This window comes from Microbacterium sp. (assembly GCF_043427715.1).
In the GTDB taxonomy this organism is placed as follows: domain Bacteria; phylum Actinomycetota; class Actinomycetes; order Actinomycetales; family Microbacteriaceae; genus Microbacterium.
Genome location: NZ_JBHWTD010000047.1, coordinates 1 through 5,334 on the forward strand (window position 1 = coordinate 1; position 5,334 = coordinate 5,334).

Here is a 5,334-nt window from a genome sequence, read left to right on the forward strand (position 1 = left end):
AGGGGTTCGAATCCCCTCAGGTCCACCACGGAAAAGCCCCCGCCTTGGCGGGGGCTTTTCGCTGTCCGAGGCGGGGCGCAGCCGGTGGGCTCAGTCCGGCAGAGGCACGGCCGCAGCCGCGGCCGTGCCTTCGTCGGCGCGGCGCGCGGGGGCCCAGCCGAGCTCGTCGGCGGCGATGTCGGCGGCGGCGTCGAGCACCGCGTCACCGGGGTTTCCGCGCCGGCCGATGCCGGTGCGGTTCAGGAGGATGTCGGTGAGGTGCACGACCGCCTCGTGGCGCGCCGCGAAGGCGATCTGCGCGAGGAGCTCGCCGTCGTCGGTCGCCGCCTCCGACAGCAGGTCGGATTCGTCGGCGATCGCGCGGACAGCCGCGGCATCCGAGCCGTACAGCTTGTCGAGGAGCGTGGCGGTGGAGGTGTCGGCGAGGTCCGACGCGTCGAGCGGGGTGCGCGAGGAGCGGCTGGGCCGCGTCGGGAGCCCTCGAGTGCGGGAGATGTGGGTGACGACCTTCTCGGCGAACGCGCGCGCGGTGGTGTACTTGCCGCCTCCGGCCGTCACCAGTCCCGAGAGCCCCGAGCGGGCGTGATCGGTGAGTTCGGAAGCCCGGGACGCGTTGTAGGTGTCGCCGCCGGCGGTCTCGGTGAGGGGACGCAAGCCCCCGTACGCCGCGACGACGTCGTCCATTGTGAGGTGGACGGGCAGCGTGCTGGTGGCGTTGATGTCGTGGACGAATGACTCGATCGCGGCGCGAGTGAGGCGCCAGTCGTCGACGTCGCCGGAGTACGGCGTCTCCGTTGGGCCGATGAGCGTCCGGCCCCGCCACGGCGCGAAGCTGAAGTGACCGCCCGAGGAGACCGTGAGGACCATCGTGTCGGTGAGGGGGCGCGTGAGCAGGTAGATCCCCTCAGACCGGACCTTCGGGGCGGGACCGGCAGTGCGGCGGAGACCGGCCTGCGAGGCGAGCACGTCGTGCGCCCAGGGGCCGCTCGCGTTGACGGTCACGCGGGCGCGGATCTGGGCGCTCGTCCGCGAGACGAGGTCGGTGACGGTGGCGCCGACGACGTGACCGCGGCGGACGAGCAGTTCGTCGGCGCGCACGTAGTTCGCGACGCGCGCTCCTGCGGCGACGGCGGAGCGCAGGAACGCCAGCGTGAGCCGCTCCGGCGAGAGCATCATGGCATCGGAGAACAGGATGCCGCTGCGCAGGTGTCCGAGGCCGCGCTGGGCGAGTTCCTCGGCGGAGAGTGAGCGGTGCCGGGGGATGCGGTGGGTCGCAGGGACGCGGTTGCGGTCGAAGGACAGCAGGTCGTACGCGGTGAGGCCGAGGTGCTCGATGAGGCCGGGATCGGGAAGGACCATCGAGATGGGGGAGACGAGGCCCGGCGCGAGGAGGGAGAGCGTGCGGCGCTCGGCAAGGGATTCGCGGACCAGCGCGACCTCGAGCTTCTTCAGGTAGCGGAGCCCGCCGTGGATGAGCTTGCCGGTGGCGGCCGAGGTCGCCGCTCCGAAATCGTCCTTCTCGACGAGGACGACGGACAGGCCACGGCTCGACGCCTCATAGGCGATCGCGGCGCCGGTGATGCCGCCGCCCACGACGAGGAGATCGACGACGCCCGAGTCGGTGAGCGCGTCACGGGTGATCGTCGTGGTCACCGCGTGGTCTCCTCGCGCATCCGTCGAACGGCGGCGCGGATGCCGGAGAGGAGCCCCTCGCGCTCGCTCGCGATGTCGAGCAGGCCGAGCCGGAGGATGCGGGCTGCGGTCATCCAGCGATCGATGTCGGCGTCGGTCATGCCCGTGGTGGCCTTGTACTCCTTGAGGTACATGCGGCCCATCGTGGTGCGCGCGGCGCCGTAGATGAACCTCTGCAACGCAGAGGCGCCAGGGAACAGCTCTGCCTCGGTGAAAAGGAGATGGGTCATGGCGACGTCGGCGGCGGGGTCGCCCACGGCGGTGGACTGCCAGTCGATCGTCGCGACGCCGCCGGCGTGCTCGAAGACGTTCATCGGGTGGTAGTCGAGGTGGAGGGGCCGGTCGCCGCCGGGGAGGGATGCGAGGTGGCTGCGGAGGGTTGTCTTCTCGTCGGCTGTCAGGGAGGACAGCGGTGCGGTCTCGAGGACATCGGCGGCGATCTCGCGGACGTCGGCGAACGCATCGGTCCGGGCGCGGTGGATGCGGGTGTGCTCGTTGGCGAGGGCGCGGGCGACAGCGCCCATCTTCAGGATGTTCTTCTCGGCGACGGTCGTGAGGGCGCGCCCGTCGATGCGGTCGAAGGCGACCGCGCGGCCGCCGTCGAGGTCGATCGGGCCGTGGCAGCGGATGGGGGTCAGCCGGAGATCGAACGCCGTCTGGGCGTCGCCGATCTCGCGTGCGATCGCGGCATCCGGCCAATCGTCGTTGTACTTCTTCGCGACGCGGCCACCCTTGAGGGCGAACACATCGGCGGAGCGGCCGTGGGCGATGAGGTCGCCGAGCATGACGCTCATGCGTGCACCGGCTTGGTGGTGCCGTAATCGAGACGCTGCGCGGTGGCGATGACGCTCTGCTGCTGCTCCGACGTGAGGGCTCGGGGTGTGCCGACCGTGCTGGCGCGCAGGTAGATCTCGCTGAGCCACTCGGTGAGCAGGGCGTTCTCCACGGCGTCCTTCAGGGAGGCGCCGAGGGCGACGGCGCCGTGGTTGGCCATGAGGGCGGCGAGACGCCCATCGAGTGCGGCCTGCACAGCTTCGGCCAATTCGGGGGTTCCGAGGGCGTGGAACGGTGCGACGCGGAGGCTGCCGCCCAACAGGAGCTGCTGGTAGTGGATCACCGGGAGTTCGTCGAGGGTGATCGAGAGGGCGGTGGCGCAGGGGGCGTGCGTGTGGACGGCGGCGCTGACCTCGGCGGGGTCGCATCCGCGCAGGACGCCGAGGTGGAGCAGAAGCTCCGACGTGGGTTGGCAGGTGCCCTCGACGACCGTGCCGTCGAGGGTGACGACGGTGACCTCGGCGGGCGTGATCTCGCTGAGGACAGCGCCCGTCGCCGTGATCGCGACGAGGTCGCCGGAGCGGAGGCTCACATTGCCGGCGGTGCCGATGAACAGGCCGTGGTCGGCGAGTTCGCGGGTGGCGGTCGCCACTTCTGCGCGGATATCGGACGGGGAGGGGGGCGGCGCCATGCTGTTACTGTTCCGGTACCCCCTAACCAAAGTCAAGTTTGCTTTCAATGAATCCGCTCCCCCCGATGGACGATGCCGGCTGGCACGCGATGGCGCTGCGGCGAACGCCGATGCAGTCTCGTTCGCGTGACAAGCTCGCCCGGGCGATCGCCGCCGCGGAGGAGCTGGTGCGCCGCGAAGGTGTGGACGCGATCAGCTTGCCGCGGGTGGCGGCGGAGGCCGGGGTGAGCGTGGGGGCGCTCTATCAGTACCTCCCCGATCGTGAGGCGATCACGATGGCGATCGTGGCTCGCTATCACGGGCGGTTGGAGCAGCTCTTCGATGCGGCGCTCGAACGGATGCCGGCGGAGGTCGGTGTGACGGATGCCGTGGGGCGCCTCTTGCGATCGGTGGCCGACGTCTACCGTGATGAGGAGTTCGCGCGGTCGCTGGGTTCGGTCCGCGCAACGACCACCGAGGCCGCTGAGGCGCGCCGTGCGCACAAGCAGCGGATGGCGGCGAAGGTGCGGGAGATGCTGGACCGGCTGGGCCTGCTGGAGGGGGTTCCGGCGGAGCGCGCGGCGGCGGTCGCGCGGGTCGTCTTCACATCGGCGGATGCCGTGATGCATGAGGCCTTCGCCGCTCCCGAGCCGGAGCGCGGTCTCCTTGTGGAAGAGCTGGAGCGCGCGGTGCGAGCGATGCTCGGCGCGTGAGGCGGCTGCACCCCCGTCTGTTCAGCGCTCAGAAGGGTGCGGCTTCGGCGGGTGTGGTGTCGGCAGGGGTGAACGCGACGGCCGGGGTGGGTGCGTCTTCGCGGTAGGTCTTGCCGAGGGGTGAGGTCCATTCGAGGACACCACCCGGGAGTTGTCGGACCCGCCAGGCGGTGAACTGTTTCATCGAGTGGTGCCGTTGGCAGAGATGACCGAGATTTCGGGTGCTCGTCTCACCGCCGAGGGCGTGATCCACCGTGTGGTCGACTTCGCACCGGATCGCGGCCATACGGCATCCGGGGAACCGGCAATGCTGGTCACGGGCTTGCAGGTATCGGCGCATCCGCTGCGGCACCCGATATGTGTCGACCTCATGGACGGTGCCGGTGACCGGGTCGGTGAACAGTCGCTCCCATGCCGGCTGATCCCCGGCGAGAACCCGGGCGGTCTTCGCATCGATCGCCGAGCGTCCCACGAGGTCGGCGGGGCCGTCATCCTTGCCAGTGAGACAGCTCGCTGTCACCACGACCTGCACGCGTGCACGAATCGCGCCGAGCGGTCCTGCGGTGGTGTCGCGGGTGTCGTCGAGCGCGGGTGTTCCGGCGAGGAGGAGGTCGGCGAAGATGTCGGCACGGACCTGATCGGTCGAGCGGCTGTCGGTCGCCGCAGCCTCAGCCCGGGATGTTGCCGCGTCGGTGTCTGCCGGCTCGTTGTTCGCGGCACGCTCTCCACGGGTGTCGATGACCGCGCGGGCCTGCTGGGTGAGCCGGTCGTGGATCCCCTCGGCGATCACCGTGGGGAGGGTCGCGATCAGATCCGACATCCCGTCCCGACCGGGCACCAGGCGCACACCCCGCATCTCGGCAGCCTCGATGTGTCGTTCGGTGAAGGAGCGGGGGTGCATCCGTTGCGCGAGGATCTCCAGCCCCGGCCGCACCCGGTTCGAGGTGTCCTGCTCGCACCGCGCGATCGCAGCCTCCTCGAACTCCGCGCGCATTTCGACCGGAACGACCGACCCCGTGTCGACGATGACGAGCACGTGCCCGCGGGTGATGCGGCCTTCCTCCCACGCGACGACAGAGGCGGGATAGCCCTCGATGATGGTGCGGGCTTCGTCGATGCGGCGTTGCACGGTGCGGTCGGTGATCCGCATCACCCCACCGACTTCGGCGGCGATGGAACGGAGGGCCATGTCCTGCGCGGCGACCTTCCGGGCGACGCCGATGGTCTGCGACTCTGCCAGTTGACCAGCCTGCGCGAGCACCCTGAGCTGCGCGATCTGACCCGCCGCGACCTGGCGTTCGACCGCTTCGACCTGATGCACGATGCCCGCGAGCGACGCGAGGAAAGCGTCCGATCCGGGGGCCTCTGGCGTGCTGGTCATACCTCCATTGTGGTGAGGGCCTCCGACATCGAACCATCGCTGACCCGTACGGCCGAGGCAGTCAGATGAGAAATCCCTCATGTCAACGGATGAGCCAAGAGTTC

At 70.1% G+C, this 5,334-nt stretch carries 5 protein-coding genes; 1 reads left to right on the forward strand and 4 read right to left on the reverse strand.

The window, feature by feature from the left end:
- Positions 1–90 precede the first annotated feature (90 nt).
- The 3 genes from ACHFGS_RS05100 to ACHFGS_RS05110 are packed head-to-tail and all read right to left on the reverse strand — an operon-like array spanning position 91 to position 3,157.
- Positions 91–1,653, reverse strand: coding sequence for an FAD-dependent oxidoreductase (locus tag ACHFGS_RS05100; protein ID WP_394289244.1), 1,563 nt, complete (start codon positions 1,651–1,653; stop codon positions 91–93).
- Positions 1,650–2,486, reverse strand: coding sequence for an aminoglycoside phosphotransferase family protein (locus tag ACHFGS_RS05105; protein ID WP_394278860.1), 837 nt, complete (start codon positions 2,484–2,486; stop codon positions 1,650–1,652). Before ACHFGS_RS05105 ends, ACHFGS_RS05100 begins: the two co-directional genes overlap by 4 nt.
- Positions 2,483–3,157, reverse strand: coding sequence for a class II aldolase/adducin family protein (locus tag ACHFGS_RS05110; RefSeq protein WP_394278859.1), 675 nt, complete (start codon positions 3,155–3,157; stop codon positions 2,483–2,485). The genes ACHFGS_RS05105 and ACHFGS_RS05110 overlap by 4 nt, the downstream gene beginning before the upstream one ends.
- A 47-nt stretch (positions 3,158–3,204) precedes the next feature.
- Between ACHFGS_RS05110 and ACHFGS_RS05115 the strand changes: the two genes are divergently transcribed.
- Positions 3,205–3,849, forward strand: a complete 645-nt coding sequence (locus tag ACHFGS_RS05115) for a TetR/AcrR family transcriptional regulator (protein ID WP_394278858.1) — start codon at positions 3,205–3,207, stop codon at positions 3,847–3,849.
- Between the two features lie 28 nt (positions 3,850–3,877).
- On the opposite strand, the gene ACHFGS_RS05120 is transcribed toward ACHFGS_RS05115, so the two are convergent.
- The gene (locus ACHFGS_RS05120) at positions 3,878–5,230 is read right to left on the reverse strand and encodes a DUF222 domain-containing protein (protein ID WP_394278857.1); all 1,353 of its coding nucleotides are present in this window, start codon (positions 5,228–5,230) and stop codon (positions 3,878–3,880) included.
- Positions 5,231–5,334 lie beyond the last annotated feature (104 nt).

Excerpts from the sequence above, each read along its gene's own strand:
- ACHFGS_RS05105 (WP_394278860.1), bottom strand. The coding sequence starts at position 2,486 with ATGAGCGTCATGCTCGGCGACCTCATCGCCCACGGCCGCTCCGCCGAT.
- ACHFGS_RS05110 (WP_394278859.1), bottom strand. The coding sequence starts at position 3,157 with ATGGCGCCGCCCCCCTCCCCGTCCGATATCCGCGCAGAAGTGGCGACC.
- ACHFGS_RS05115 (WP_394278858.1), top strand. The coding sequence starts at position 3,205 with ATGAATCCGCTCCCCCCGATGGACGATGCCGGCTGGCACGCGATGGCG.
- ACHFGS_RS05120 (WP_394278857.1), bottom strand. The coding sequence starts at position 5,230 with ATGACCAGCACGCCAGAGGCCCCCGGATCGGACGCTTTCCTCGCGTCG.